This is a genomic window from Novosphingobium sp. Leaf2 (assembly GCF_001421325.1).
GTDB lineage: Bacteria > Pseudomonadota > Alphaproteobacteria > Sphingomonadales > Sphingomonadaceae > Novosphingobium.
On record NZ_LMJY01000012.1, the window covers coordinates 169142 to 195073 of the forward strand.

General features: G+C 64.7%; 22 protein-coding genes, 3 tRNA genes and 1 other annotated feature. Of the genes, 14 read left to right on the forward strand and 11 right to left on the reverse strand.

Annotated features, from left to right (window positions below; translation table 11 throughout):
- Window positions 1–22 precede the first annotated feature (22 nt).
- The 4 genes from ASE49_RS07425 to yajC form a co-directional block, all read right to left on the reverse strand.
- Window positions 23–796, reverse strand: coding sequence for an SDR family oxidoreductase (locus ASE49_RS07425; RefSeq protein WP_056769938.1), 774 nt, complete (start codon window positions 794–796; stop codon window positions 23–25).
- Between the two features lie 123 nt (window positions 797–919).
- On the reverse strand, window positions 920–1909 hold the full coding sequence (gene secF / locus ASE49_RS07430; RefSeq protein WP_056769940.1) for a protein translocase subunit SecF: 990 nt from the start codon (window positions 1907–1909) through the stop codon (window positions 920–922).
- A gap of 15 nt (window positions 1910–1924) precedes the next feature.
- A complete protein-coding gene (gene secD, locus ASE49_RS07435) occupies window positions 1925–3535 on the reverse strand; it encodes a protein translocase subunit SecD (RefSeq protein WP_056769942.1) in 1611 nt (536 codons plus the stop codon).
- Between the two features lie 33 nt (window positions 3536–3568).
- Complete coding sequence (gene yajC / locus ASE49_RS07440; RefSeq protein WP_056769945.1) at window positions 3569–3904, reverse strand: preprotein translocase subunit YajC; 336 nt, start codon at window positions 3902–3904, stop codon at window positions 3569–3571.
- A 248-nt stretch (window positions 3905–4152) separates the two neighbouring features.
- Between yajC and ASE49_RS07445 the strand changes: the two genes are divergently transcribed.
- The 4 genes from ASE49_RS07445 to aroQ all read left to right on the forward strand — a co-directional run bounded on the left by ASE49_RS07445 (window position 4153) and on the right by aroQ (window position 5708).
- Window positions 4153–4229 (forward strand) — tRNA-Pro (locus ASE49_RS07445).
- A 167-nt stretch (window positions 4230–4396) separates the two neighbouring features.
- Complete coding sequence (locus tag ASE49_RS07450) at window positions 4397–4810, forward strand: 3TM-type holin (protein WP_056769947.1); 414 nt, start codon at window positions 4397–4399, stop codon at window positions 4808–4810.
- Between the two features lie 72 nt (window positions 4811–4882).
- On the forward strand, window positions 4883–5197 hold the full coding sequence (locus tag ASE49_RS07455; RefSeq protein ID WP_056769949.1) for a hypothetical protein: 315 nt from the start codon (window positions 4883–4885) through the stop codon (window positions 5195–5197).
- Window positions 5198–5270: 73 nt separating this feature from the next.
- On the forward strand, window positions 5271–5708 hold the full coding sequence (aroQ, locus tag ASE49_RS07460) for a type II 3-dehydroquinate dehydratase (RefSeq protein WP_056769953.1): 438 nt from the start codon (window positions 5271–5273) through the stop codon (window positions 5706–5708).
- A 20-nt stretch (window positions 5709–5728) separates the two neighbouring features.
- Here the strand turns inward: aroQ and ASE49_RS07465 are convergent, their stop codons facing one another.
- The gene (locus ASE49_RS07465; protein ID WP_056769963.1) at window positions 5729–6193 is read right to left on the reverse strand and encodes an Lrp/AsnC family transcriptional regulator; all 465 of its coding nucleotides are present in this window, start codon (window positions 6191–6193) and stop codon (window positions 5729–5731) included.
- Window positions 6194–6448: 255 nt separating this feature from the next.
- Here ASE49_RS07465 and ASE49_RS07470 point away from each other — a divergent pair, with 255 nt between their 5' ends.
- The 6 genes from ASE49_RS07470 to ASE49_RS07495 all read left to right on the forward strand — a co-directional run bounded on the left by ASE49_RS07470 (window position 6449) and on the right by ASE49_RS07495 (window position 12371).
- Window positions 6449–8317, forward strand: coding sequence for a HAMP domain-containing histidine kinase (locus tag ASE49_RS07470; RefSeq protein ID WP_056769977.1), 1869 nt, complete (start codon window positions 6449–6451; stop codon window positions 8315–8317).
- A gap of 46 nt (window positions 8318–8363) precedes the next feature.
- Window positions 8364–9368: a polysaccharide deacetylase family protein gene (locus ASE49_RS07475; protein WP_056769979.1), complete on the forward strand. Its 1005-nt coding sequence runs from the start codon at window positions 8364–8366 to the stop codon at window positions 9366–9368.
- Window positions 9369–9448: 80 nt separating this feature from the next.
- Window positions 9449–9524: transfer RNA gene (locus ASE49_RS07480), tRNA-Ile, on the forward strand.
- A 46-nt stretch (window positions 9525–9570) separates the two neighbouring features.
- Window positions 9571–9647 (forward strand) — tRNA-Pro (locus ASE49_RS07485).
- A 94-nt stretch (window positions 9648–9741) separates the two neighbouring features.
- Window positions 9742–10983 carry a putative DNA modification/repair radical SAM protein gene (locus tag ASE49_RS07490; protein WP_056769982.1) on the forward strand — a complete coding sequence of 414 codons (1242 nt, stop codon included), beginning with the start codon at window positions 9742–9744 and terminating at the stop codon, window positions 10981–10983.
- The gene (locus ASE49_RS07495; RefSeq protein WP_056769986.1) at window positions 10980–12371 is read left to right on the forward strand and encodes a UdgX family uracil-DNA binding protein; all 1392 of its coding nucleotides are present in this window, start codon (window positions 10980–10982) and stop codon (window positions 12369–12371) included. The genes ASE49_RS07490 and ASE49_RS07495 overlap by 4 nt, the downstream gene beginning before the upstream one ends.
- Window positions 12372–12382: 11 nt before the next feature.
- On the opposite strand, the gene glgX is transcribed toward ASE49_RS07495, so the two are convergent.
- From glgX to ASE49_RS07520, 5 genes are read right to left on the reverse strand one after another with little or no spacing between them, the layout of a single operon-like run.
- A complete protein-coding gene (gene glgX / locus ASE49_RS07500; protein WP_056769990.1) occupies window positions 12383–14164 on the reverse strand; it encodes a glycogen debranching protein GlgX in 1782 nt (593 codons plus the stop codon).
- Complete coding sequence (glgA, locus tag ASE49_RS07505) at window positions 14161–15633, reverse strand: glycogen synthase GlgA (protein ID WP_056769993.1); 1473 nt, start codon at window positions 15631–15633, stop codon at window positions 14161–14163. The genes glgX and glgA overlap by 4 nt, the downstream gene beginning before the upstream one ends.
- A gap of 23 nt (window positions 15634–15656) precedes the next feature.
- Window positions 15657–16919 (reverse strand): glucose-1-phosphate adenylyltransferase, encoded by a 1263-nt coding sequence (gene glgC / locus ASE49_RS07510; protein ID WP_082456356.1) that lies wholly within the window; start codon window positions 16917–16919, stop codon window positions 15657–15659.
- A 28-nt stretch (window positions 16920–16947) separates the two neighbouring features.
- Window positions 16948–19122: a 1,4-alpha-glucan branching protein GlgB gene (gene glgB / locus ASE49_RS07515; RefSeq protein WP_056769999.1), complete on the reverse strand. Its 2175-nt coding sequence runs from the start codon at window positions 19120–19122 to the stop codon at window positions 16948–16950.
- Entirely contained in the window at window positions 19119–21548 is a 2430-nt protein-coding gene (locus tag ASE49_RS07520) for a glycogen/starch/alpha-glucan phosphorylase (RefSeq protein ID WP_056770002.1), read from the reverse strand. The genes glgB and ASE49_RS07520 overlap by 4 nt, the downstream gene beginning before the upstream one ends.
- A gap of 285 nt (window positions 21549–21833) precedes the next feature.
- On the opposite strand from ASE49_RS07520, the gene ASE49_RS07525 reads away from it, so the two are divergent.
- Window positions 21834–22106: a hypothetical protein gene (locus tag ASE49_RS07525; protein WP_056770005.1), complete on the forward strand. Its 273-nt coding sequence runs from the start codon at window positions 21834–21836 to the stop codon at window positions 22104–22106.
- 22 nt (window positions 22107–22128) lie between these two features.
- Here ASE49_RS07525 and queF read toward each other — a convergent pair whose 3' ends face one another.
- Window positions 22129–22593, reverse strand: coding sequence for a preQ(1) synthase (gene queF, locus ASE49_RS07530; RefSeq protein WP_056770949.1), 465 nt, complete (start codon window positions 22591–22593; stop codon window positions 22129–22131).
- A gap of 162 nt (window positions 22594–22755) precedes the next feature.
- Here queF and ASE49_RS07535 point away from each other — a divergent pair, with 162 nt between their 5' ends.
- From ASE49_RS07535 to ASE49_RS07545, 3 genes are read left to right on the forward strand one after another with little or no spacing between them, the layout of a single operon-like run.
- Complete coding sequence (locus tag ASE49_RS07535; RefSeq protein WP_156370188.1) at window positions 22756–23964, forward strand: hypothetical protein; 1209 nt, start codon at window positions 22756–22758, stop codon at window positions 23962–23964.
- Between the two features lie 37 nt (window positions 23965–24001).
- A complete protein-coding gene (gene metC, locus ASE49_RS07540) occupies window positions 24002–25213 on the forward strand; it encodes a cystathionine beta-lyase (protein ID WP_056770011.1) in 1212 nt (403 codons plus the stop codon).
- A 57-nt stretch (window positions 25214–25270) separates the two neighbouring features.
- Complete coding sequence (locus tag ASE49_RS07545) at window positions 25271–25783, forward strand: hypothetical protein (protein ID WP_156370190.1); 513 nt, start codon at window positions 25271–25273, stop codon at window positions 25781–25783.
- Between the two features lie 87 nt (window positions 25784–25870).
- Window positions 25871–25926 (forward strand) — a sequence feature (sul1 is cis-regulatory element that is thought to sense ions involved in sulfur or methionine metabolism; They are found in Alphaproteobacteria).
- Window positions 25927–25932: the final 6 nt, after the last annotated feature.

Below are 25932 nucleotides of genomic sequence, written 5' to 3' on the forward strand. Positions count from 1 at the left end.
CCGCAGCACCGGTGAAAGCCGGTCAGACCTTGAGCTGCTCCAGCATCTGCAGTGACCGTTGCGTCAGGTTGTCCAGAAACTGGCTGTGTGTGCCTTGCGCTTCTGCGTTGCGGAACGGTTGCACGGCCTTGACGAGTATCTCGGGCGGGGTGGGCTGCTGATTGAACAGGGCCATCACCTCGTCGGCAAATTCGTCCAATGGCTGATACCCCTCGCGCGTGCTCTGGCCTGGGGTCAGGTCGGTCTGCACGCCCGGCGGCGCCAGTTCGATCACTTCGACGCGGCCATGCAGCATCGCGCGCAGGGACTGGGTGTAGCTGTGTATCGCCGCCTTAGTAGCGCAATAGGTGGGCGTTCCGGGCAATGGCACAAAGGCAAGGCCGGACGTCACGTTGACGATTACGCCGTCGCCCTTCGCAGCCAGATGATCCACCAATGCGTCCGTCAGCCGGATCGGCCCCAGCAGGTTTGTCGTAATCGTCTCGTGCGCATCGGCAAGGTCGCGCGCCCGGCCCAACCTTTCGTAGCGCATGATCCCGGCGTTATTGATCAGCACGTTGACGGCTGGAAACCGGGCCACCACGTCAGCGGCAAAAGCCTTCACGCCCTCCGCGCTTTCGACGTCCAGCACCAGCGCGTGCATGTCCTTGCGGTCCACGCAGGTAGCGTCAAGCGCATCGCGACGCCGACCGGCCACGATCACCACGTTGCCCTGATCGTGGAAGCGCTGCGCGAGCGCCGCGCCGATCCCAGAGCCGCCGCCGGTGATGAGGATGGTGTTTCCCGAAGTCTTCATGCGCACGCTCCTTGGATGGCCGGCACCATGTAGAAACCTTCAGGCAATCGAAAAGGGGGGCACGAGAAACATTCGCACTGGAGGACCTTGCTGCCCCGGCACTGCGCCGGAGCAGCTTGGCTATCAGGGCTGCGGTGCGCTGCGTTCGCGCGCCAGACGGTCCTGCCGATCGATGGCATTTTCCGTGGTCACGAAGCTGTCGGGCTTGACGCCCAGCCAGATCAGAATTGGCGCGGCCATGTAGATCGAGCTGTACGTACCGACGAAAATCCCCAGCACGATCGCCGCCACGAAGCCGAAGATCACGTCAGGCCCCAGCAGCAGCAGCGACACCAGCGTGATCAGCATCGAGAGCGACGTGACGATGGTGCGCGCCAGCGTTTCGTTCACCGAAAGATCCAGCAGTTCCGGCATCGGCATCTTGCGATACTTCTTCAGGTTCTCGCGGATACGGTCGTAAACGACGATGGTGTCGTTCAGAGAATAGCCGATCAGTGTCAGCAGCGCGGCGACGATGTTGAGGTCGAACTCCATCTGCGTCAGCGCGAACATCCCCAGCGTCAGCGTCACGTCATGCACCAGGCTGAACAGCGCGCCCACGCCGAACTGCCATTCGAAGCGGATCCAGATGTAGATCGCCACCGCGATGGCGGCGAGGCCGAGCGCCAGCATGGCGCTGCGGCCCAGCTCGCCCGATACCTTGCCGGACACCGAATCCACGCCCTCGATCTTCGCATCGGGATGGTTGGTGGTGATATTGGTCTTGATCTGGCTGGCCATGGCATCGGCAAGCTTGGGGTTCTTGTCGGTGCCAGCCGGCAGCTTCATGCGGATCGAGATTTCGTTAGCCTTGCCGAAGCGCTGGATGATCGGTTCGCCAAAGCCCAGCTTGTCCACTTCGCTGCGCAGCTGCGCAACTGGCGCTTCGGGGCTGCGCTCGAACGTGACGCGGATCACCTGCCCGCCGACGAAATCGACGCCCAGGTTAAGCCCCTTGGTCACCACCAGCCCGATGGATGCCGCCATCAGCACGAAGCTCATGATGTAGAACGGCACGCGCCACTTGAGGAAGTGGATGTTGGTATGATCGGGAACGAGCTTGAGGAGTTTCATGTCCGTCCTCTCCTCTTACAGGTTCAGGTCCGCCGGCCGCGCCTTGCGCAGCCAGCCGGCAACCCACATGCGGGTCATGGTAACGGCGGTGAACACCGAGGTGGCGATGCCGATCAGCAGCACGATAGCGAAACCGCGCACCGGGCCGGTGCCGAAATAGGCCATCAGCACGGCGGCAATCACGTTGGTGATGTTGGCATCGAAGATCGCCCGGCTGGCTTCCTTGTAGCCCATCTCCACCGACTGCACCACGCGGCGGCCGCGATGGCGTTCCTCGCGGATACGCTCGTTGATCAGCACGTTGGCATCCACCGCCGCGCCGATCGTCAGCACGAAACCGGCGATCCCCGGCAGGGTCAGCGTGGTTCCGAACAGCGCCATCACGCCTAGGATCATCAACAGGTTGATGATCAACGCGCAGGTCGCATAGACGCCGAACCGGCCGTACGTGACCAGGATAAAGGCCATCAGCAACACCGTGCCGACCGCCATTGCGAAGATACCCTTGTTGATCGAATCCGCGCCAAGGTCAGGCCCGACGGTGCGTTCCTCGACCACCGTAAGATCGACCGGCAACGCGCCGGAGCGCAGCGCGATGGCTAGCTGGGTCGCGGACTTGACGTCGAAGCTGCCCGAAATCTGCGCGCTGCCGCCCAGGATCGGCTCGTTGATGCTGGGGGCGGAAAGCACCTTGCCATCAAGGATGATGGCGAAGCGCTTGTTGACGTTCTCGGTCGTCAGCTGGGCGAACTTCTCACCGCCCTGCTGGTTGAACGTGATCGAGACGACCGCCTGGTTGGTCTTGGGTTCGAACGCCTGCTTGGCATCGGTGAGCTGATCGCCCTTGATGCCGCCAAGGCGCTTGACGGCGATCAACTGCGGCTGACCGCCAGGCGCCGAGCCTTCAGCGTACGGCAGCGCTTCATCGCCCGGCGGGACGATGCCTTGCGCCAGATCGCTGGGAACCGCGGTTTCGTCCACCATCTTGAATTCGAGCTTTGCGGTCTGCCCCAGCAGCGCCTTGAGCTGCGCCGGGTCCTGAAGGCCAGGCACCTGCACGTCGATGCGGGTACCGCCAAGGCGCCGGATATCAGGCTCCTTGGTGCCCAGCGCGTCGATACGCTTGCGCACCACTTCCACCGCGGTTTCCATCGCGTTGCTGACGGCAAGGTCGATGCCTTCCTTGGTCGGCGCCAGCACGAACTGGTTGCCGTTCAGCACCTGGATGTCCCAATCCCGCTGGCCGGACAGGCCGGCGCCGGTGGTCAGCGGCAGAATGGCTTCGCGCGCGGCGTCCACTTGGCTGCTATCGCGCACGGTGAAGACGAGGCGCCCGTCACGGCTGGAAAAATCGCCGATGCCGATGCGCGGCTGGGCCTGGCCCAGCTTGGTGCGCACCGATTCCTCCATGCCCTCCAGCCGCTGCTGCACCACCTGATCGCGGTTCGCTTCGAGCAGGAGGCGAGAGCCGCCGGCAAGGTCGAGTCCCAGGTTGATCTTGGGATGCGGCAGGCTGGCGGGCCACTGCACATTGCTGAAGGACAGCAGCGTGGGCAGCGCCAGCGCGCACAGCACCAGCGTTATCGCCCAGTACCAGGCCCGCTTCCATGTGGGAAATTCAAGCATTGCGGTCGATTCTTTCTCGTCAGGCCTTCACGCTCAATCGTTCGCGGGCTTCGCGCCGGCGGGCGGGATCACGTCGACGATGGTCGACTTGAGCGCCTTCACCCGCACGCCTTGCGCCAGTTCGACCTCGGCATACGTCTCGTCGACTTTCAGCACCTTGCCCACGAAACCGCCGCCGGTTAGCACGTCATCGCCCTTCTTGAGCGCGGAGAGCTTGGTCTTGTGCTCTTTCTGCTGCTTCATCTGCGGGCGCAGGATGAGGAACCAGAAGATCAGCCCCATCGCCGCGAACGGCAGATACTGAATCCATGCCGGCGGAGCACCGGCGGGTGCGGCGGCGGCAAGCTGGGCGAGGATCGAGGTGGGCATGGAAAATTCGGACCTTTTCAAATCTCGTATCGGCCCGCGAGTCGCAGCAGGCCGGGTCGACGCACCTTTTCAAGGCACGCCGCCGGATGCGGGCGGTTAGCAATAAAGCGAGAGCGTGGCAACGCAGCGCCGCGCCGGCGGTAATCGCTGTGGGTATTAGCGGTCGATAGCAGCTCGATCGGCGCGAAAACTTCTCCCCCAACACGCTTGCGCAATGGTTTCGACCTGCCTATAGGCCGCGCTCCGGTCGGGACGTAGCGCAGCCTGGTAGCGCATCACACTGGGGGTGTGGGGGTCGGAGGTTCGAATCCTCTCGTCCCGACCAAAATTACCAAGCCTTTTGAAACGGCTATAAGGGCAGCGAAAGCTGCCCTTTTCGTTGCGACGAACGACCGCAAATCTGGCGCGTGGCGTCCTCTCAAACCATTTTCCTACACGAACCGTAACGGTTACATCCTCGCAAATCTGTCGTATACAGCATGAGGATCCGCCGTGACTTTTTTCGATTCGCTGGTTGCCCCTCTGCTGGGGATTATCGACAAGGTCATCCCTGATCCCGATGCGCGCGATCAGGCGCGGGTGGCATTGATGGAGATGCGCGGTTCGCACGATGTCGCGCTGCTGCAGGCGCGGCTGGCGGCGGTGCTGGTCGAAGGGGGCAGCGCCGATCCGTGGACCAGCCGCGCGCGCCCGGGCTTTCTCTACGTTATGTATCTGATGATCCTGTGCGCGCTGCCGATGGGCGTCGTGGCCGCGTTCGACCCGCCACTGGCCCGCGCCATCGGGGCGGGAATGAACGGGTATCTCGCCGGTATCCCCGAGCCGCTCTACGCCTTGTTCGGCACCGGTTACCTTGGCTATTCGGCGATGCGCCAGTGGGGCAAGGCCAAAGGCACGGACCGGTGAGCAGCGACTTTTAAACATGCCGCGCGCGGGGCTAAGCGATTGCTAACGCTTGTAAGCTATGAACCTGCAGCCATGACATCACGCTTTTCCGCGCGCCAGTTTGGCCCGCTCGCCACTGTGGCGGCCTTGCTGCTCACCGGCTGCAACCCCGCGCCCCAGCCCGACCCTGCGCCGAGTGCCAGCGCCGCGCCTTCGCCGTCCGCCCAGGCTGCGGACGATGCCGCGCTCAAAGCATTTTACGGCGGCGGCGCAGGTAAGGCCGGTACCAGCACCACGCCGGCCACCACGCCGCCGCAGGATGGCGCAGCGCCGCCTCCCCCCGCTGCGCCGCCTCCGCCGCCCAACGTCGGCAACGTGCCGGACCCGGGCATTCCGCCGGTTCAATGATCGGGCCGGGTTGCGCGCGGTGCGCCGCCCGCTAAAGCCTGTTGGTGCAAGCGCGAGCGGAGAACACGGTCAGATGACGCAGAAGCTGGTTTACGTCCTCAACGGCCCCAACCTCAACCGGCTGGGTAGGCGCGAGCCGGAAATCTACGGCACGCAGACGCTGGACGATATCGGCGCGATGCTGGCCGAGCGCGGGCAGGCGCTGGGCATGGCCATCACGATGCACCAGTCCAACCACGAAGGCGCGCTGGTGGACTGGCTGCACGAGGCGCAGGATGCAGGTGCGCACGCGGTGTTGCTGAACGCCGGGGCCTATACGCACACGTCCGTGGCGCTGCTGGACGCGATCCGGGCGATCAGCGTACCGGTGATCGAGGTCCACTTGTCGAACCCGCACACGCGTGAGGCATTTCGCCATACCTCATGGGTGGGCATGGCCGCGAAGGGCACCATCGCCGGGTTCGGCGCGCACGGCTATCTGCTGGCGCTGGAGGCGGCGGCGCAATTCTGAACGCGCGGAAAGTGCCGCGTTCAGCCCAGCGGGACGCCCGGTATGCTCTTGGCGGTGCGGATCGTCAGCGATGTTTTCACGCTATCGACGTTGGGTGCGGGCGTCAGCTTGCTGGTCAGGAATTCCTGGAAGCTTTGCAGATCGCGGCTGACGATCTTCAGGATGAAGTCGATCTCACCATTGAGCATATGGCATTCGCGCACTTCGGGCAGGCCCTTCATGTGGTCTTCGAACGCACGCAGCGCTTCCTCGGCCTGACTTTTCAGGCTGACCAGCGCGAAAACGGTGATCGTGAAGCCCAGCTTCGAGGCGTCCAGGTCCGCGTGATAGCCCTGAATGATGCCGGCTTCTTCCAGGCTGCGCACCCGGCGCAGGCACGGCGGCGCGGTCAACCCCACGCGCTGCGCCAGTTCCACATTGGTGATCCGACCCTCTGCCTGCAGCTCCGCGAGCAGGCGGCGATCGATTTCATCGAGATTTATCATCCACACTCTTCCCCGGGGACGCGGCGTTTGATGCACCGGCGTTGCAACATCCCCATCGAAAACACCGGATCGCCGTAATATTATTATGGCATAGCGTAATTGTCCCGCTTTGCAACGGCGGAAAACTGCCCCTTTCGCTCGTGCGCCGGTTTGCTAGGAAAGACCGCTGCGACGTTTTCCTTATAGTAAACATCACAGGCCCATAGGACTCGTGCTGCCATCATGGGGCATGGGCCTTATGCCTTTGGAGACTGGATGCATTTCGACGATCGCCTTGCAACGGTGCTGCGCCTGCCCGCTTCCGCGGGCGGGCTGGCACGGGTGCAGTTCAGGCAGCTCGTCGACATTCTGGGCAGCGCGCCGGACGATGCGGCAAGCGAAACGATCGAGGCGGGCTTCCAGCGGCTGGACCAGCTGCGGCGGACTTTGCCAACGCCGGAACGGGCGCGCCTGCTCGATCAGCCGATACGCAACACGCGCCTGATCGCATATCTGGCGCAGGACGAACCGGACGTCGCCTGCGCAGCCATTGCAGCCGCGCAGTTGGATGATGCGCAGTGGCTGGCGCTGATCCCCGCACTGCCGGTCCGCGCGCGCGGAATCCTGCGCCATCGGCGTGACGTTTCAGCCCCGGTGGCAGAGCTGCTGGCGCGGCTCGGGGTGCAAGATCGCGGCCTGCCGGCCGGCCCGGTCGATCCCGATCCGGATTCGCCGATCCCGGAAACGCCGCGCATCCGTTTCAAGGCGCCGACTGGCGACCTTGCGCGCGACCAGGACATTTCGGACGACGTGGCGGGCCTGCTCGCGCTGGAAGATTCGCCCCCGCCGCCCACGTCGCTCAGCGATTGGGCCCGCGCGCGCGCCGCGCATCATGCCCAGCAATTTCGCGACCCCGCGCAAAAGGCGCAAGTCGTTCCTGCGCCTGGTCCGGCCGCCGCGCCGGTCGGTAACACCGATGCCGGAATCGGCGCGATCGTCCGGCGCATCGAGGAATTTCGCAAGGCGCGCGAGGCATCGCGCCCGGTCGAAGTGACGGCGGATTCGCCGCGCCTGCCATTGGGCGATGCGGCCCCCGCGCCGGTGCGCCAGGCCCGTGTCATCGATTTCATGACGGACCCGAACGGTCGCATCGGCTGGGCGGACGGTCCGTGGGCGTCCAGCGTCGTCGGGCTTAACCTGACGTCCTTGCACTTATCTGACAACCGCGATTCCCTGCTGGCCGCAACGATCCGCCGCCGCTTGTCGGTACGCGCTGCCATCATCGACATGGCGGGCGCTCCCGCTGTGACCGGCATCTGGCAGGTCGATGCGGTACCGCAATTCGCTCATGGCCGCTTCACCGGTTACGCAGGGCGGCTGCGCCGTCCCTTGGCGGAACCGGCGGCAGCTTCAGCCGCCCCGCCCGGCGAAACGGCGGACCGTCTGCGCGAAGTGCTGCACGAACTGCGCACCCCCGCCAACGCGATCCAGGTGGCCGCCGAAATCATCCAGCAGCAGTTGTACGGCCCCGCCCCGCACGAATACCGCGCCCTCGCCGCCGCAATCGCCGGGGATTGCGCGCATATCCTCGCCGGGTTCGAGGAGCTGGACCGGCTGGTCAAGCTGGAGTCAGGCGCGCAGACCCTGGACGAAGGGGAGTGCGACCTTGCCCGCGTGCTGGCACAGACCATCGTGCGGCTGCGCGCGTGGACCCAACCGCGCGGCAGCGGCTTTGCGATGGCTGGTGACCCGTCAGCCACATCGCTGCCCGTTCGCGTCGCCCGCAGCGAAGTGGAGCGGCTGGTGTGGCGCCTGCTGGCGGCGCTTGCGGGGCTGACGGCGCCGGGCGAATCGCTGTACCTCACTTGGACTGCGCAAGGGCCGGTAACGCGTCTGGAAATCGCGCTGCCCGCTCTGCTCGCAGAACGTGATCCCGCCGCGCTGTTTGACGCGGTTCCGGGCGAACGCGGGCAATCGCTCGCCACCGGCATGTTCGGCGTCGGCTTTACCCTGCGCCTCGCCGCGGCGGAGGCGTCTGCCGCGGGCGGCGGTCTGCAACGAATCGCTAATGCCATTGTGCTATCGCTCCCCGCCTTGACCGACAGGGACGCACCCCATAGCACGCAAGTGACCCGTTCGAACTGAACCCCCAGTCACTCTGACGGATGCGGCCCGCGCAGAGGAGAAGGCATTGGCAGGACCAAATCTGCTGAAATTTCCCGGTAATGGGGCCTTCGCGTCCTTCGCGCCGGATTTCGGCCAGCGGTTCATCGTCACGGTGGACACCGAAGAGGAGTTCGACTGGTCGGCCCCGCTCACCCGCGATCGCCATAGCCTGGTCACCGTGCCGGCGCTGCGCACCTTTCAGCGCTTCTGCGAGGAGCACGGCGTCGTCCCGTGCTACCTGATCGATTGGCCGATCGCGTGTTCGCCCGCTGCGGTGGAAGCGATCGGCGATGCCGTATCCGCCGGCAGGGCCGAGGTAGGCGTGCAGCTTCACCCTTGGGTAAGCCCGCCGTTTACCGAGGACGTGAACGAGTTCAACAGCTACGCCGGCAACCTGCCGCTGGAACTTGAACGCGAAAAGCTGCGTACCTTGCGTGACCGGATCGAAAACGCGTTCGGCACCGCGCCGCGCATCTACCGCGCCGGGCGTTACGGCCTTGGCCCGCATACCGCCGAACTGCTGATGGAAAACGGTATCGCCATCGACACCTCGGTGCGCGCGCGGTTCGATTACAGCGGCAAGGGCGGCCCCAGTTATCGTGATCATCCTGCGCGCCCCTACTGGGCAGATGCGGACCGCAAACTGCTCGAAGTGCCGCTCACCACCGTGTACTGGGGGCCGCTGCGCCAGTTGGGCAACGTCATCTACCCGCACTTGTGGCGCGCGCCGTCAGTGCGGGGATTGCTGGCCCATGCCGGCTTGCTGGAGCGCATATCCCTGACGCCCGAAGGCATCACCGCCGCAGAAGCCCTGCGCGGCGTCGACATCGCGCTGGACGAGGGCCTGCCCATCCTCGTCTTCTCCTTCCACAGCCCCTCCCTCGCCCCCGGCCACACCCCATACGTACGTAGCGCGGAAGATCTTGACGCGCTGTATGACTGGTGGCGCACGCTGTTCGCGCACCTTTCCAAGCGCGGCGTCAAGCCGGTCAGCGCTGCGCAGATCATGCAATCTGTGCATCACGGCTAGAACGGCGCTTGCCTGATGCGCAGGTGCAAGCTAACGGGCTTGTCGTCCGGCCTCGTCGATGGGGTCGGGCTCGGTACGGCGGGCCTGTAGCTCAGCGGTTAGAGCTGGCCGCTCATAACGGCTAGGTCGCGGGTTCGAATCCTGCCGGGCCCACCACAACCGGACGCTGCCTTCCTGGCGGCTACATCGACGCCCGTACGGTCGGGGAGTGGCGCAGCCCGGTAGCGCGCTTGCTTTGGGAGCAAGATGTCGCAGGTTCGAATCCTGTCTCCCCGACCAACACGGCTCTTTCCCGATCATCTCCAGACCCCGCAAATCGGTTCGTTCGATGATGCTGCTTGCATTGCGTTGGGTGAGAACATATATCGAACATATGGCCCAAGCCCCTGTTCTGGATCGATTGAAAATTCTGGCGGATGCGGCGAAGTACGATGCCTCCTGCGCATCCTCGGGCACCGCCAAGCGCAACAGCCGCGATGGCAAGGGGATCGGGTCGACCGAGGGGATGGGCATCTGCCACGCCTATGCGCCGGACGGGCGGTGCATATCGCTGCTGAAGTTGCTGCTCACCAACCACTGCATTTTCGATTGCCACTACTGCATCAATCGCAAAAGCTCCAACGTCGTGCGGGCACGATTCACGCCGCAGGAAGTGGTCGATCTCACGCTGTCGTTCTATCGGCGCAATTATATTGAGGGGCTTTTTCTCTCCTCCGGCATTGTCAAATCGTCCAACCACACGATGGAGCAATTGATCGAAGTGGCGCGCATCCTGCGCGAGGAACACGATTTTCGCGGCTACATCCACCTCAAGACGATTCCCGAGGCTGATCCGGAACTGATGGCGCAAGCGGGGCTGTGGGCCGATCGCGTGTCGATCAACGTGGAACTGCCCACCGATGCGGGCTTGTCCCGCCTGGCGCCGGACAAGAGCGCGCCGCAGATCGAAGGGGCGATGGGCAACTTGTCGCACGCGATTGCGGACGCCAAGGACGCGCAAAAGCACTTCCGCCGCGCCCCGCGCTTCGCGCCTGCAGGACAGTCCACGCAGATGATCGTGGGTGCAGATGGCGCCAGCGACGCGCAGATCGTGGGCAAGGCCAGCACGCTGTACGATCGCTTCGGCTTGCGCCGGGTGTACTATTCGGCGTTCAGCCCGATCCCGGAAGCCAGCGCGGTGCTGCCGCTCAAACGGCCGCCGCTGCTGCGCGAGCACCGGCTGTACCAGTCGGACTGGCTGATGCGGTTTTATGGTTTTGCACCCGCAGAAGTGCAGCAGGCCGCCGAGCCTGACGGCATGCTGCCGCTGGATATTGACCCGAAGCTTGCGTGGGCACTCAAGTTTCGAGGCCGCTTTCCCGTCGATCTCAATCGCGCGCCCCGTGAAGATTTGCTGCGGGTGCCAGGTCTTGGGACCAAAGCCGTATCCGCGATCCTTGCGGCGCGGCGTCATCGCACCATCCGGCTGGACGACGTTGCCCGCCTGACCGTTTCGATCAAGAAAATGCGGCCCTTCATCGTCACCGTGGACTGGCGCCCCACGCTGTTGACAGACCGCCTGGATCTGCGCGCCCGGCTGGCGGTGCCGGCAAAACAGATGGAACTGTTCGCGTGATCGCGGCGGACCTCGCCCAGCCTGACGACTTCGATGCCTGGCGCGATCAAGCACGCCGGCTGGTGGAACAGGCGGTGCCGCCGGACCAGATCGCATGGTCGGATGGCAACGGGCCGGCCGATCTGTTTGCAGTGGCCCCGCCCCTGCGGCAGCCTTCTTCACCACGATCTGTGCGTGCCAGCCGACCGTTCGTCGATCTCGCCCGCAGCGCCATTCTCCACACCGATCCAGCCCGGCTGGGCCTGCTCTACCGTGTGTTGTGGCGCATGCAGGACAATCCGCGCCTGCTTGACGATGCCGCAGATCGCGACGTCGCGCTTCTGGAGCGGCTCGCCAAACAGGTCCGCCGCGACATCCACAAGATGCGCGCGTTCGTGCGGTTCCGGTCCATTCAAGACGATGACGGCGAGCTTTACGTCGCCTGGTTCGAACCGGATCACCGAATCGAGCGAGCGAATGCGGACTTTTTCATCAACCGCTTTGCCAGCCAGCGCTGGTCAATCCTGACGCCGCGACTGTCGCTGCACTGGGATGGCGCCACGCTTCTGGAAGGGCCGCCCGCCAGGCGCGAGGATGCGCCGCGCGAAGATGCCACTGAGGAGCTTTGGCTGGGGTATTACAGTTCGATCTTCAATCCTGCGCGGCTGAAAGTGGGTATGATGGTCAAGGAAATGCCGCGCCGGTATTGGAAAAACCTACCCGAAGCGCGCCGCATCCCCGATCTGATCGCCGGCGCGCGGGAAAGGGAGATTGCGATGATCGCCACAGGATCAAGTCTGTTCGAGACGACCGCAGTGCCTGAAAGCTTGTCAGCGGTCGCGCAAGGCATGGCGCAGTGCACGAAGTGCCCGATCGGCTGCAATGGCACCCGCGCGGTGATGGGCGAAGGGCCAGCCGATGCGGACGTGATGATCGTGGGCGAACAGCCCGGCGACACCGAGGAGCGCGATGGTCGCCCGTTCGTGGGCCCCGCTGGCCAGCTTCTGGACCAGGCGCTGGATGCGGCCGGCATCGATCGCGCCCGCACGTATGTGACCAATGCGGTCAAGCACTTCAAGTTCGTGCCGCGCGGCAAGCGCCGGCTGCACCAGACGCCAACGGCGGGCGAGATCGACATCTGCCGCTGGTGGCTGGATGCCGAACGCGCGCTCATAAAACCCAAGGTCATCCTTGCGCTGGGGGCGAGCGGCGCACGCGGCCTGCTAGGGCGCACGCCCTCCATCGGACGCGAACGTGGCCAGGCGATCGCGCAAAGTGCCGGCGCATCGGTCTGGCTGACGGCGCATCCCAGTTATCTGCTGCGTCTGGACGGAACTGCGCGCGCGCGTGAGCATGACCGCTTTGCGCAGGACCTCGCCGGTCTTGCGCAGGTTTTGCGTCACGGCTGAAGGCTTTGACGTCAGGTGATGGTCACCGTGTGCGCCGCGCGGTCGATGGTGAAAGTGAATGCGCTGGTCTCGCAGCGTAGCCAGCCCTCACCCGGCTTTTCCCAGTCCGGAACCTGCATGGTGTGCCCCTCGCGCGTCAGCCAGCGCGCATCGAGAGGGAAACGCGCAAAGCTGTTCATGCGGGCAGCCCGCTGCTCGGACAAGCCGGCGACATAGTCCTCAAGCTCCAGACCACGCGCCGCCCAATCGATCCAGCCGATCGCGTTGTCCTGGCAATAGGCGTTGTTGTTACCGCGCTGGCTACGCCCGAATTCATCGCCCGCTGTCAGCATGATCGTACCGGTGGACGCGAACAGCGTGCCCAGCATCGCCTTTAAGTCCGCCGTGCGCGCGGCCCGGATCGCCGGATCATCGACTGGCCCTTCCACACCGTTGTTCCAGCTGAAGTTTTCGCCGTGCCCATCGCGGTTGTTCTCGCCGTTCGCTTCGTTGTGACGCCGTTCGTAGGCGACCGTGTCGGCCAGCGTGAACCCGTCATGGGCGGCAAGAAAGTTCACCGTGCGGGCGCCCTCCGGCGGCGGGTCGCCAAAGATATCAGTCGAGCCCGCAAGCCGGGTCGCCAGTGCGCCGATGCTGCCATCGCCGCGCCAGAAGCGGCGCACATCGTCGCGAAAGCGATCATTCCATTCCATCCAATTGGCGGGGAAGCGGCCAAGCTGGTATCCGCCCGGCCCGGTATCCCAAGGCTCTGCGATCAGCACACGATCGGCGAGCAGCGGATCGGCGGCGATTTCGGCGAACAGCGGCGCATGGCGATCGAAACCGGGGCTCCTTGCCAGCACCGGCGCCAGATCGAACCGAAACCCGTCCACCCCGCACTGCCCGACAAAGTGGCGCATGGCATCGATCGTCAGCCGCCGCACGGCGGGATTGGCGAAATCCAGCGTGTTGCCGCACCCGGTATCGTTGATCAAAGTGCCGTCCGGCGCATGGGCGTAAGCCGCATTGTCCAGCCCGCGCAGCGACACGGTGCCTCCCGCCACATCGCTTTCGCCGGTATGGTTGAAGACCAGGTCCAGCAGCACGCCGATGCCGTGTTCGTGCAACGTGGCGACGGTGGCGCGCAGTTCGGGCACCCCGCCGGGGCACAGGCCAGGGTCAAGCGCCATCATCGCTACCGGGTTGTATCCCCAGGCATTGACGAGGCCGAGGGGGGGCAAGTGCCGCTCGTCGATCCACGCGACGATGGGCATAAGTTCCAGCGCGGTGACGCCCAGCCTGGCGAAATGCGCGAGGATCACCGGGTGCGCCAGCGCGGCCACAGTGCCGCGCACGGCCTCCGGCACATCGGAATGCAGCAGCGTGAACGCGCGCACGTTCAGCTCGTAAATCAGCCCACCCCGCACGAAATACGGCGGTCTTGGAGCGAGCGGCGCCGACCGGCGCGGTACGATAGCGCGCGGTACGAGGCTGGCGGTATCTGCGCCCTGCTGGGCAAGGCGCGGGTTCTGCGCGAAGCGACGATCGAGTTCAACCGCATAAGGGTCCACCAGCAGCTTGGCGGGATCGAACCACAGCCCTTGTGCCGGATCCCAGGGCCCGTCAGCGCGGTAGCCGTATTGCGCGCCGGTCCGATCGCCGGGCATGGCGACGGTCCACTCCTCGCCATCACGCGCCATCGCCACGCGCTGCTCTGCGTCACCAGCGAACAAGCAGAGCCATACTGCTGCTGCACGGGGCGCGCGCACGCGGAAACGGGTTTCCCCGTTGCTCACGCACACGCCCAGCGTCATGCGGTCAATTCGGCGTAAAGCTGCGCGTAGGCCTTGCCGCTGGCCTTCCACGAAAAGTCTGCCCTCATGGCGTTCTTCTGCATTTGCGACCAGACGGCAGGCTGTGCGTAAAGCTGCATCGTGCGGGTGATGGCAGCGGCGACCGCATCGTAATGCACGCCGTCGAACTGCACGCCGGTGGCACAGTCCGCTGCCAGCGCGGCAGGGTTGGCGTCGATTACGGTATCGGCCAGGCCGCCGGTGCGCGCCACCACCGGAATGCAGCCGTACGCCAGCCCGTACAGCTGCGTCAGGCCGCAAGGCTCGAAGCGTGAGGGGATGAGGATCGCATCACCGCCTGCCTGCATGCGGTGCGACAAGCCTTCATCGTAGCCCATGCGAACCGCCACCCGGCCGGGATGCCGGCTGGCGCCTTTGAGCAATTCGCGCTCGATCGCCGCATCGCCCGCGCCGAGCAATACCAGGCGTCCGCCCAGGCCGACCAGATGGTCCAGCACCTCGGGCAGCACGTCCATGCCCTTCTGCCAGGTCAGCCGGGTGACCGCGATGAACAACGGGCCGTCGTCCTCATCAAGCCCGAATTCGACCTCCAGCGCGCGCTTGTTGTGGCGGCGCTTGTCGAGCGTGCGGTGGCTGTAGCGCTGGGCGATCTCGCGATCGGTGGCGGGGTTCCACACGTGGGCATCAATGCCGTTGAGGATGCCGTGGACCGCATTGCCCCGCGCGACGATCAGGCCTTCGAGCCCCATCCCGAAATGCGCGGAGCGAATTTCGCGCGCATAAGTGGGGCTCACCGTGGTTACAGCGTCCGCGCTGGACATGCCGGCCTTCAGCATGCCGACGCCGCCGTGATATTCCACGCCGTCCAGCGCCCAGGCGGCAGCCGGCAGGCCGAGCTGGCCGAAGATTTCCGGGCCATGCCAGCCCTGGAACGCCATGTTGTGAATAGTGACGACCGACGCCACGCGCTGCTGCGAAAACGGGGCGTAGCGCACGTAGGCTGCTGCCATTGCGGCCTGCCAGTCATGTGCGTGCAGCACGTCAAACCCCTGCGGCTTGCCTCGCTTTGAAAACGCACCACCGGCAATGTCCGCCGCTGCCCGGCCAAGCGCTGCGAAGCGCCGCCAGTTATCGGCCCAGTCCCGCCCGGCGCCATCGGTGTACGGCGCGCCATCGCGGGCGTAGAGCGAGGGCGCGTCCAGCACCAGCAGCGGCTGCGCGCCATCCAGCGTGCCGGTCAGCAGGCGCGCCGGTGCGCCCAGCAGAGAGTCCCACACGTATGCCGGGCGCTGTCGCCGGATCGCCATGCCCATCGCCGCCAGCACAGCCGGATAACCGGGCAGCAGTGTCGTGACCTCCACTCCGTGAGACGCGAGCGCGGCTGGCAACGCGCCGGCCACATCGGCCAAGCCGCCGGTCTTCACCAGCGGCACGGCCTCCGAGGCGACCGACAGGACCTTCAAGGACATGGCATTCCCTTCGCCGGCTTACGCTACAATTCCAGCCGGTCGATCATCGGCTTGGTGATCAGACACACGCCCTTGTCGGTGCGCCGGAACCGCTGCGCGTCCAGTTCCGGGTCTTCGCCCACCACCAGTCCTTCGGGGATGCGCACGCCGGAATCGATGATAACCCGGTGCAGGCGCGCGTTCCTGCCGATGTTGCAATACGGCAGGATCACCGCTTCATCGGCGCAGGAATAGCTGCCCATCTTGACCCCGGTAAACAGCATCGAGCGGCGCGCGAGCGCGCCCGAGACGATGCAATCCTGGCTGACGAGTGACGAGATCGCCTGGCCGCGCCGTCCATCTTCATCGTGCACGAACTTAGCCGGAGCAGATACGATAGTATCCGTCCAGATCGGCCATTCCCGGTCGTAGAGGTTTAGCTGGGGCACCGTGTCGGTTAGGTCGAGGTTGGCTTCAAAATAGGCGTCCAGCGTACCCACATCGCGCCAGTATTCGCCAATTTCCTCTGCGGCCCGGATGCACGAATTGGTGAAGCGGTGCGCCACCGCCTTACCGTGCTTGACGATGTAGGGGATCAGGTCTCCGCCGAAATCGCGGGCGGAATCGGGGTCCACCGCATCGCGGCGCAGCTGGTCGAACAGGAACTCGGTATCGAAAACGTAGATGCCCATGGAGGCCAGCGCATGGTCCGGGTCGCCGGGAATGCTGGGGGGATCAGCGGGCTTTTCCATGAACGCGGTGATCGTGTCTTCTTCGTCCACGTGCATGACACCGAACGCCGTCGCCTCCATACGCGGCACGACAAGGCATCCCACGGTCACGTCCGCGCCCGAATTGACGTGCTGCTGCAGCATCAATTCGTAGTCCATCTTGTAGATATGATCACCCGCCAGGATGACCATATACTTGGGGGCATGGGCCGCGATGATGTCGATGTTCTGGTAGACGGCATCGGCCGTGCCTTCATACCACAACAGTTCGGAAATGCGCTGGCTGGCGGGGAGGATGTCGAAGCTTTCGTTGCGTTCCGGCCGCATGAAATTCCAGGCGCGGTTCATGTGCCGGATCAGGCTATGCGCCTTGTACTGCGTGGCCACACCGATGCGGCGAATGCCCGAATTGATGGCGTTGGACAACGCGAAGTCGATGATGCGGCTCATCCCCCCGAAGTAGACCGCCGGCTTTGCGCGGTTGTCGGTCAACTCCTTCAGACGACTGCCACGCCCCCCTGCCAGCACGTAAGCCATGGCATCGCGGGCCAGCGGCGAACCCGAAGGTGGTCTCATGCGTCTCTCTCCGTACGTCCTGTTACCCTCATGGGGCATATTCGAGCATGACCGTCGCCAGTGGCGGCAGTGTTACGGTAGCGCGGCCATCGGTGGCCCTGATCTGGCCCAGGTTGCCCTTGCCGGTTCCGCCGTAATGGAGCGAATCGCTGTTCAGAATTTCGTTCCATTTGCCGTCCAGCGGCAGACGCAGTTCATAGCCGCTGCGCATCGTGGGGGTCATATTCGCGATCACCGCCACCGGGTTGGCGCCGGCTGACTTGCGCAGCCAGGCGAACACGCAATTTTCCTGATCGTCCACCACCAGCCATTCGAAACCATCCGCATCGCAGTCCCCGGCATGCAGCGCGCGTTTCGACCGATAGAGCCGGTTCAGATCCTTCACGAGATTGCGCACGCCTTCATGGGACGGCGCATCGCGCAAATCCCAGTCCAGCGCGCGGTCCTCGCTCCATTCGCGGCGCTGGGCAAATTCCTGGCCCATGAACAGCAGCTTCTTTCCGGGGTAGCCCCACATGAAAGAGTAATAGGCCCGCAAGTTGGCGAACTTTTGCCAGTCGTCACCACTCATTTTGCCCAGCAGCGAACCTTTGCCGTGCACTACCTCGTCGTGGCTCAACGGCAGCACGAAGTTTTCGGAAAATGCATAAACGAGCCCGAACGTCAGGTCGTCATGGTGATAGCGCCGGTGCACGGCGTCGCGCGCCATGTAGCGCAGCGTATCGTGCATGAAGCCCATGTTCCATTTGAACCCGAAGCCCAGCGCGGTTTCCTTGCCCTTGCCGTCCCCGTCGTACGCCGGCTGGGTGACGCCGGGCCACGAGGTGGATTCCTCAGCAATGGTCATAAAGCCGGGATGCTGGGCATAGACCGCGCGATTGACCTGGCGCAGGAATTCCACCGCTTCCCAATTTTCGCGTCCGCCGTCCTGATTGGGGATCCACTCGCCCGCCTTGCGCGAATAATCGCGGTACAGCATCGAGGCGACGGCATCCACGCGCAGCCCGTCCACGTGGTAGCGCTCTGCCCAGAACAAGGCGTTGTTGAGCAGAAAGCTGGCCACTTCACGGCGGCCGAAGTTGTAGATCAGTGTGTTCCAGTCCGGCTGAAAACCCAATCGCGGATCGGCATGTTCATACAGCGCGGTGCCGTCGAAACGGATGAGGCCATGATCGTCGCGCGGGAAATGGGCGGGCACCCAGTCCAGCAGCACACCCACCCCGGCGCGGTGCGCGCCGTCGATGAAGCGCGCAAAGCCTGCCGGTTCGCCGAAGCGCGAGGACGGCGCGTAGAGCCCGGTCGTCTGATAGCCCCATGACGGATCGTAAGGATGCTCGCTGATCGGCATGAATTCGATGTGAGTGAACCCCATCTCGACCACGTAGGGAATCAGTTCATCTGCCAGCGCGTCCCAGTCCAGGAACCAGTTCCAGCGGTCCCGCCGCCAGGAACCGGCATGAACTTCATAGATCGAAATCGGCACCTTGCGCGCATCGACCGAAGCCCAATGGCTGCGGTGTTCGTCATCGCCCCAGTCCAGCTTGGCCGGCACCGCCGTCATCGACGCGTTGGCGGGGCGGATTTCCGACATGAAGGCGAACGGGTCCGCCTTGAGCGGCTGTACCGAACCGTCAGCGCCCACGATGTGGTATTTGTAGGCGCGGTAATCACCAATGTCGGGGATGAAGATTTCCCACACGCCAATGTCGGTGCGCGCGCGCATCAGATGGCGCGTCGGGTCCCAATCGTTGAAATCCCCGACGACGCTGACGCGCTGGGCGTTGGGCGCCCATACGGCGAAATGCACTCCGTCTGCGCCTTCGTGTTCGATAAGGTGCGCGCCCAGCTTGTCGAACAGGCGATAATGCGTGCCTTGTGCTATCAGCAGATCGTCCACCGGGCCCAGCACCGGGCCGAAGGTGTACGCATCGGTGACCAGCCAGTCATGCCCCCCCGCCGAGCAGCGATAGCGGATGGGCTGCGGCTTGATGCGCATCCGGCCTTCGAACAGGAACCGGTCATTGACCTTTTCCAGCGTGCCCAGCCGGTGCCCGTCAAGGCTGAACGCCTCTACCGTCTCGGCCCCCGGCAGGATCGCGCGCAGATGCGTGCCGTCCGGTCCGGCATGCGCACCCAGCAGAGAGAACGGGTCGGAATGGGTGCCGGCAAGCAGCGATTCGATGGCGCTTTTCGGCGGCTTCACAAGACTTTCCAGATTTCCTTGGCGTACTCGGCGATCGTACGGTCCGACGAAAACCAACCGACGTTCGCTATGTTCCGTATCGCGGCCGCCTGCCAACTTTTGTTATCGTTCCAACGCGCATCCACCGCGCGCTGGGCCTGCGCATACGCATCGAAATCCGCCGCGCACATGAACCAGTCGGTGTCGTAGATGCCGTTGACCAGATCCTCGTAGCGGGTGGGATCGTCCGGGGAAAATACGCCGGAGGCGATGGCTTTCAGGGCCTGCCCCAGTTCCGGCGAGCCTTCGATCACCGCGCGTGGATCGTACCCGTCCGCGCGTTTCGCCGCCACTTGCGCTGCGGTAAGGCCGAAGATGAAGATGTTGTCGTCACCGACGTGCTCCTTGATCTCGACGTTGGCGCCATCCAGCGTGCCGATGGTGAGCGCGCCGTTAAGCGCGAACTTCATGTTGCCGGTGCCCGATGCCTCCATCCCGGCGGTGGAAATCTGTTCGGACAAGTCCGCCGCCGGAATAATCCGCTCGGCCAGGCTGACGTTGTAGTTGGGCACGAACACCACCTTGAGCAGGCCGCCCACCGAAGGATCGGCGTTAACGCGCCGGGCGATATCGTTGGTCAGCTTTATGATCAGCTTGGCATTGTGATAGCTGGGTGCCGCCTTGCCGCCGAAGATCTTGACGCGCGGCACCCAGTCCCGCTCGGGATGGCTGCGGATCTGGTCATACAACGACACCGTCTCGATCAGGTTGAGCAGTTGGCGCTTGTATTCGTGAATGCGCTTGATCTGCACGTCGAACATGGCGTCGGGATCGAGCCGGATGCCCATCGTCTTGCGAATATGATCGGACAGCGCCGCCTTGTTGGCGCGCTTGACCGTGGTGATTCGCTCACCCAGCTGCGCATCGTCAGCCAGCGCGTTGAGGCCCGATAGCCGGGTGGTGTCATCAAGGAACGCCGGGCCGATGGCGTCGGTAACCACATCGACCAGGCCCGGATTGCACTGCTGCAGCCAGCGGCGCGGGGTGACGCCGTTGGTCTTGTTGTTGATGCGATCGGGATACAGTGCATGAAGGTCGGCGAACACCGTCTCCTTCATCAGTTCTGTGTGGAGCGCGGCAACGCCGTTGATCGAGTGCGCGCCCACGAACGCCAGGTTGGCCATACGCACGCGCCGCTCACCGCTTTCGTCGATCAGCGAGATTGCGGAAATTTGCGCGTCGGTGCAGCCCGCCTTGCGCGCCTCGCGCAGAACGCGGCTGTTGATCGCGTAAATGATCTGCATGTGGCGCGGCAGCATGCGTTCGAACAATGGCAGCGGCCAGGTCTCCAGCGCCTCGGGCAAAAGCGTGTGGTTGGTGTAGGAAATCGTGCGTTTGCAGATCTCCCACGCCTCGGCGAAATCCAGCCCCTCCAGATCGACCAGCACCCGCATCAGCTCCGCCACGGCGACGGAGGGGTGGGTGTCGTTCAGCTGGATCGCCGCCTTGTCCGGCAGGGTGCGGATATCGCCTTCGTACTGGATATGGCGGCGCACGATGTCCTGGATCGATGCCGCAGTGAAAAAGTATTCCTGCCGCAGCCGCAGTTCCTGACCCGCCGGGCTGGAATCCGCCGGATACAGCACGCGCACCAGCGTATCGGCCCGCACCTGTTCGGCCAGCGCGCCGAAGTGGTCGCCCGCATTGAAGGCATCCAGCTTCAACGGTTCGATCGGGCTGGCCGTCCACAACCGCAGCGTGTTCACCCGCTTGCCGCGCCAGCCCACCACGGGGGTGTCCACGGCGGTCGCGTCCACCTGCTCGGCCGGGTTCCAGATCACCCCTTCGCCTTGCGCGATCACTTCGCCGCCAAAGCCGATGCGATAGGTGCTTTCGAGCCGCTCGAACTCCCAGCAATTGCCGTGGGCGAGCCAGGTTTCGGGCAGTTCCACCTGCCAGCCATCGTCGATACGCTGGCGGAACATGCCGTTCACGTAGCGGATGCCATAGCCGTAGGCGGGGATATCCAATGTCGCCAGGCTTTCCATGAAGCAGGCCGCAAGCCGCCCGAGGCCGCCGTTGCCAAGCGCGGCGTCCGGCTCCATCTCCTCGAGTTCGGCAAGATCGAGGCCGAAGCTGGCGAGCGCGCGCTCCATGTCCCGCGTCGCGCCCAGGTTCGACAAGGCATCGCGCAACAGGCGACCGATCAGGAACTCCATCGACAGATAGTAGACCCGCTTGTCACCCGCCTCGTATGTGCGCTGGGTGGAAGCGATCCAGGCATCGATAATGTTGTCACGCAGCGTCAGGATCGCCGAGGCATACCAGTCGTGCGGCTTGGCTGCGTTCTGGCTCTTGCCGATGCGGCGGCGCAGCACGCGCAGGATGTCTTCCTCGAACTGCGCGGTCGCTGCAGGCTTGATGTCCGATACCGGTTCGCTGGCCATAAAAACGCTCCTTCACAGTTCGCGTGGAAAGCCCTGCCACCGCATGGGCGACAGCTTTTCCGGGCCAAAAAGGCGCCCGCACCTTCTTGCACTATATGGCTACCACAGGGTCGATGCGCGGCAAGGCACATTGTGCAATGCCGCACGAATAATTCGCAGATGCAGGACAGGCGCATGCAACCGATCTGCGTGGTAGATACGCCCGGCTATTGGTAGAATTTATTCAACGGCGCCGGGATACATGCACCCATGGTTTCGTTCTTTTGACAAGGAAGGAAACGTCTGATGAGCGCCACTTTGTTTGCCCTCGCCCTGTTCGCCTGCTCCGACGATGGCACGGAGTGCAAGCGCCTTGAAACGCCTGTCCAGACATACGAAACGCGTGCCTCTTGCAATTCACAAGTTGATAGCGCGCTTGATACCGAAGTGGCCCGCAAGGCTGACGCACCAACAGTGTATGCACAATGCCTTACAGGGCGGCAATTGGCCAGCATGGGCCAAGGGACTATCGACCTGACGCGCGTCAATGGCATGCATCTGGCAAGCGCAGGTTTCTGAGGGCTTTTGCCCGTTACTGCCATCAACCCCTGCCGCGATAGCCTTGCACGCCCTGATCGGGCACCCACAGTCCAATAGGCGGCGCATCGGACTGCCAGAACACGTCAATCGGAATACCGCCGCGCGGATACCAGTATCCGCCTATGCGCAGCCACTTGGGCGCCATTTCAGCAAACAGGCGCTGCCCGATACCGACCGTGACGTCCTCGTGAAAGCCGCAGTGATTGCGGAACGAGCCCAGGAACAGCTTGAGGCTTTTGGATTCAACAATGGTTGCGCCCGGCGCGTAGTCGATGACGAGGTGCGCGAAATCGGGCTGGCCCGTCACCGGGCACAGCGACGTGAATTCCGGCGCGGCGAAGCGCACGAGGTACAAACTGCCTTCGCGCGGGTTGGGCACATAATCCAGCACCGCCGTGTCTGGAGATGTCGGAAGCGGCGTCTGCTGGCCCAGATGAAGTGGCTGAGTGGCCGGAGTATCGTTCATGCCAAGGCCAATGCCGCCGATTTCATCGCGGTTCAAGCTGCAAAGCCCTTTCGAACCGCCCGGCGAAAGCACATAGCGGCTTGCCGTCCAGGCTGGGCGCATTAAGACGCGGTTCACAGCAGATTTGGCGATGATCAGACAAAGACCACGAGGGGCAGTCACTTGAACATTTCGCGCGCCGCCATGACCAGCGTCGCCGTTGCGGCCTTATCAGTGGCATGGCCCGTCGCCGCCCAGAACGCCAACTCGTGGAGCTTGCCGTCCCCCACCGCGACTCAGGCACCAAGGGTGCAGGGTCCGGTCGATCCGCAGAACCCGGTGGTCCGGCCGTCCGGCGCGGCCCCGGAACCTGTGCCCGTTATTGCGGCGCCCCCGCCGCGTGCGACCCCGTCCCCACGCCGCGCAGAACCCACCGCATCGCCCAGTCCGCGCGCAACGCCGCAGACGCGTGAAACCCCGACGCTTGAGCGTAGCGATGCGCCGGAACGCGCGGAAACCCCCGCGCCGCAGCCCTCGGCGTCGGCAACGCCCAAGCCGACACCCTCGCCAGTAGCGCCGCTGCCTTCGCCTGCGCCTGTCGCCACCCCGACCCCTGATGCGGCAAGCAAGGCGCAACCGGCGCAAACACAATCCGGCGGGCTGTCATGGTGGTGGATGATCCCGCTGGCGATGATCATTGCCGCCGGCCTCATGCTGATGCTGCGTCGGCGTCAGAAGGCGTCCGATGACGACGCTTACGCCGTACCTGATATCCGGCCCGATCGCCCGGTAGCTCCCCCTCCTGCCGCGCCGCTCATGCCCGAAGCGGTAACGCCGCCGCGCGCCGCCGCCCCGGCCCGCTCCGCGTTTTCCGATGCGGTGGACCTGCAGTTCGAGCCGGTCGGCCTGCGCCTGTCGCTGGTCTATGCAACCTTGCAGTACCGCATCACCTTGAACGCGAACGAGGGCTTCCCGCCATCGCGCCTATATGGCGACATGATCGGAGCGCACGGCTCGATCCCGGTCGATGAACAGCTGGCCCCAGCCATCGCTGCCTTGCGCCCCCTGCGGAGCGTCGATGCGCTGTCCGGCGGCGAGAGCAAAGCAGTAACCGGCGAAGTGCAGCTGCCGCTCAGCGCCATTCGCGCGGTGCGGCAGGGCAATGCCTCGCTGTTCGTGCCGCTGGTCCGCTTGTGCTTGGTTCCCGAAGGGGGCGAGGCCGGACTGCGGCGGGTTTACACCGTGGGTGTCCCCACAGACGCCGCGCTGGCGCCCTTGCGGCTCGATACCGGAACGCAGGAACTGCGTGGTCTGGCCGCCCGCGAAGTGGAGACCGCGCGGATCTATCCGGTACTGCCGGTGGCCGACGCACCGCTTCCGCAAGCGGTCTGAGATCGCCCGAAGTTTCACGCGCATTGCGGAGAATACCTTGAAAACCGACCAGCCAGCCGATCATCTCGCCGACGCGACCCGGATCGTGAATGCCGGGCGACGCAGCGAATGGACCGGGCCGGTGGTCAACCCGCCGGTCTGGCGCGCCAGCACGCACTTGTATCCCGATACCGCCGCGCTCTTCGCCGGTGGCCGGGAGAACGCGGACGGACGCTTCTTCTACGGGCGGCGTGGTGCGCCCACCCAATGGGCGCTGGCCGATGCCCTCACCGCGCTGGAGCCGGGCGCTGCGGGAACGGTGCTGTATCCCTCGGGCGTTGCGGCCATCGCCGGGGTCATGCTGACGGTGCTCAAGCCCGGGGACGTCGTGCTGATCAGCGACAACGCCTACGATCCCAGCCGCGCGATGGGCAAAGGGCTGCTGGCGGACTTCGGGATAGAACCACGCTTTTTCGATCCGCTGGACTTTGCCGGTTACCAGGCCGCGTTCTGCGATCGCACCCGCGCGGTGCTGCTGGAGGCACCGGGCAGCCTGTCCATGGAGATGGCGGACCTGCCCGCGCTGGCCCGCATGGCGCGCGAAAAAGGCGCGATTGCGATCATGGACAATACCTGGGCCGGGCCGCTCGGCTTTCCGGCGTTGCAGCGCGGCATGGACGTGTCGATCATGGCGCTCACCAAGCATGTGGGTGGCCATTCGGACCTGATGATGGGCAGCGCCAGCGCCGGCCCCGCCCTGTACGAACGGTTGCGCCAGCGCTCGCAGCAATTGGGTAACGTGGTATCGCCCGACGATGCGGCGCTTGCCTTGCGCGGCTTGCGCACCCTGCACTTGCGCCTGCGTCACGAAGCCGACAGCGCGCTGACCATCGCGCAGTGGCTCGCCAGTCGCGAGGAAGTGGCGCAAGTCCTGTGTCCGATGCTGCCGGGCGCGCCGGGTCATGACATCTGGAAGCGGGATTTCACCGGCGGCTGCGGCTTGTTCAGCTTCGTGTTCAAGGGCGGCTCCGCATCTGCGCGCAACCGTTTCGTCGACGCCTTGCGCTTGTTCGGTATCGGCTTTTCCTGGGGCGGTTTCGAAAGCCTGGCCCTGCCGATCGAACCGTCCGGCTACCGCAGCCGCATGCCCTGGCCTCCTGCGGTCTGCAGCGCGGACGACCGCCACGGCGTGCGCCTTGCGATCGGGCTGGAAGATCCGGCGGACCTCATCGCCGATATCGAACAGGCGCTGGCGGCCTGGCGTGAATAGCGCAAATTCGGCGGTTGCTCTGGCCGGATGCGCGACAGCAAACGGAAGGTTCGGACGATGATCAGAAACGTCAGCTTTGCAGCGATCATGGCGGCGGCGATTGCGATTGCCGCGCCCGCCCACGCGCAGGGGTTCGCCACCAAGGACATCAATGCAATCGCGAAGCAGGCTGCCCGAGTGCTCGGCCCTGGTTACCAGAGCGCCCTGCGCGGCTCCAGCGCCGCGTTCAACTGCCCGCAGTGCCAGGGCGAGCCGATGGTTTCCATCGCGGTGGGCCGGCAGACGGATGGCACGGAAGGCCGCGTTCGGTCTGGCGAGACGACGATGGCGCAGTTGCAGGCACTGTGCCGGCGGCGCGAACCTACTTGCCGGATTTCGAGACTGGCGCTGGGGCCGGCGGTTGGCTGGCTGTCATCCTGGCCGCTGGGGTCCAGCGCGGGGGCCACAGCGGTGGTGCTGCGCGATGGTGACCTGCTGACGGTGCGCGTGGTGGCCAACACGCCTCAGGCCGCCGCTGCAGTGATGGACCCGCTGGTGCGCAAGCTGGTCCCCGCTGTTGTGGGACGGTGAGCGGCCGAACCGCATCATCCGTTCCCAATAATTCCGTCTAGCGGTGTTGCGCCGCCGTAATCCTGGCATTAGGGGCACAGGCACTCGCCTGGACCCGGTGCAATTCCGGGTGGCTATTCCGGCCGCCGATCCGCCGGACAACGCACGTC

What these genes read in the sequence shown, in the direction of transcription:
- ASE49_RS07425 (WP_056769938.1), bottom strand. Translation starts at nt 796, where the DNA reads ATGAAGACTTCGGGAAACACCATCCTCATCACCGGCGGCGGCTCTGGG.
- secF (WP_056769940.1), bottom strand. Translation starts at nt 1,909, where the DNA reads ATGAAACTCCTCAAGCTCGTTCCCGATCATACCAACATCCACTTCCTC.
- secD (WP_056769942.1), bottom strand. Translation starts at nt 3,535, where the DNA reads ATGCTTGAATTTCCCACATGGAAGCGGGCCTGGTACTGGGCGATAACG.
- yajC (WP_056769945.1), bottom strand. Translation starts at nt 3,904, where the DNA reads ATGCCCACCTCGATCCTCGCCCAGCTTGCCGCCGCCGCACCCGCCGGT.
- ASE49_RS07455 (WP_056769949.1), top strand. Translation starts at nt 4,883, where the DNA reads ATGACATCACGCTTTTCCGCGCGCCAGTTTGGCCCGCTCGCCACTGTG.
- aroQ (WP_056769953.1), top strand. Translation starts at nt 5,271, where the DNA reads ATGACGCAGAAGCTGGTTTACGTCCTCAACGGCCCCAACCTCAACCGG.
- ASE49_RS07465 (WP_056769963.1), bottom strand. Translation starts at nt 6,193, where the DNA reads ATGATAAATCTCGATGAAATCGATCGCCGCCTGCTCGCGGAGCTGCAG.
- ASE49_RS07470 (WP_056769977.1), top strand. Translation starts at nt 6,449, where the DNA reads ATGCATTTCGACGATCGCCTTGCAACGGTGCTGCGCCTGCCCGCTTCC.
- ASE49_RS07490 (WP_056769982.1), top strand. Translation starts at nt 9,742, where the DNA reads ATGGCCCAAGCCCCTGTTCTGGATCGATTGAAAATTCTGGCGGATGCG.
- glgX (WP_056769990.1), bottom strand. Translation starts at nt 14,164, where the DNA reads ATGACGCTGGGCGTGTGCGTGAGCAACGGGGAAACCCGTTTCCGCGTG.
- glgA (WP_056769993.1), bottom strand. Translation starts at nt 15,633, where the DNA reads ATGTCCTTGAAGGTCCTGTCGGTCGCCTCGGAGGCCGTGCCGCTGGTG.
- glgC (WP_082456356.1), bottom strand. Translation starts at nt 16,919, where the DNA reads ATGAGACCACCTTCGGGTTCGCCGCTGGCCCGCGATGCCATGGCTTAC.
- ASE49_RS07520 (WP_056770002.1), bottom strand. Translation starts at nt 21,548, where the DNA reads ATGGCCAGCGAACCGGTATCGGACATCAAGCCTGCAGCGACCGCGCAG.
- ASE49_RS07525 (WP_056770005.1), top strand. Translation starts at nt 21,834, where the DNA reads ATGAGCGCCACTTTGTTTGCCCTCGCCCTGTTCGCCTGCTCCGACGAT.
- queF (WP_056770949.1), bottom strand. Translation starts at nt 22,593, where the DNA reads ATGAACGATACTCCGGCCACTCAGCCACTTCATCTGGGCCAGCAGACG.
- ASE49_RS07545 (WP_156370190.1), top strand. Translation starts at nt 25,271, where the DNA reads ATGATCAGAAACGTCAGCTTTGCAGCGATCATGGCGGCGGCGATTGCG.